This window comes from Photobacterium ganghwense (assembly GCF_003025595.1).
Taxonomy (GTDB): domain Bacteria; phylum Pseudomonadota; class Gammaproteobacteria; order Enterobacterales; family Vibrionaceae; genus Photobacterium; species Photobacterium ganghwense.
In genome coordinates this window covers 1-976 of record NZ_PYMI01000029.1, presented here as the reverse complement: position 1 = coordinate 976, position 976 = coordinate 1, and the positions used below count along the sequence as shown (strand labels likewise).

Below are 976 nucleotides of genomic sequence, written 5' to 3'. Positions count from 1 at the left end.
TTGCAGGGTGAAATCTGGTTCGTCTACATCACCTTGAAATCCAAACCGGCGGGCACGGCCACGCCGTCCATTCGTGCCCGTGCGCATGTATTGCCAGCACAGGCGACACGTTACTACATGCCGCGCATTTACGAGCTGACCTGGTTTGCCTCGGCAACTGGCCGCACGCCGTTCGACTTTGCCGAGCGCAGCCCGGCACTGAACCTAAAGCGCATTCACTTCCTTGACGATTCGGTAGAGCGTGTCCGCGTGCTGCGTGACACCTACGAAGAATTGAACGTGACCAAGGCGGATAACGCGTTTGACCTGGCGCAATCGAAGAAAGAGCAGAACCAGGGCTGGTTCAGCCTCGACTTCATCCGTTACGGCTTTGGTGCCGACGGCATGCTCAATACCGCCGCCCGCAGCCAACTGGCTTTCGAGCTGGATAAATCGCAGGTTGGCAGCGTGCAGGTCATTGTTGAAGCCGTGCAGCAGGTGAACCCGCTACCAACCAAGGCATAAGGGGGCGGCATGAACGATTTACTGGACAACCTGGGGGAATCCCTCGGGGGTATCTGGGATTCAGCCGTGGAAGGTGGCAACAGCTGGGTGGATGCCTGGTTTAACAACGAGGCCGAAAAGGTCTCGTCTGCCGCACCGGAAGAAAACCGAGTGCCAGACCGTCAGCAACCTGCCCAGCAACCGAACGGCCAGCCTATCTGGTACGGCCTGACCACCAACCAGACCTTAATGGTCGCGGGCGGCGGGGCGCTGGTTCTGATGCTGTTTATGTTTCTGATGCTGCGGGGCAAGTAATGCGTTTTGAGTTTATCCGGCCAACTGCGCCGAACTTCAAACCTCAGATGCAAGCACTACGTCCGGCCTTTGATGGTTCGGACATGCCCCGAGCAGAACTGGAAGACGTAACTGGCATGGTACGTCGGCGGGAGGCCGATTTGTACCGGCTGACCGGCGAAGGGATTCAGCTGTGGCT

Annotated in this window: 1 protein-coding gene and 1 pseudogene; both read left to right on the top strand. The window is 58.2% G+C overall.

Features of this window, described 5'->3' with window-relative positions; translation table 11 throughout:
• Positions 1-504, top strand: a pseudogene (locus tag C9I92_RS25085) (major capsid protein P2); the annotation flags it as partial.
• Between the two features lie 9 nt (positions 505-513).
• Complete coding sequence (locus tag C9I92_RS25080; protein WP_107193949.1) at positions 514-798, top strand: hypothetical protein; 285 nt, start codon at positions 514-516, stop codon at positions 796-798.
• The last annotated feature ends 178 nt before the right edge of the window (positions 799-976 follow it).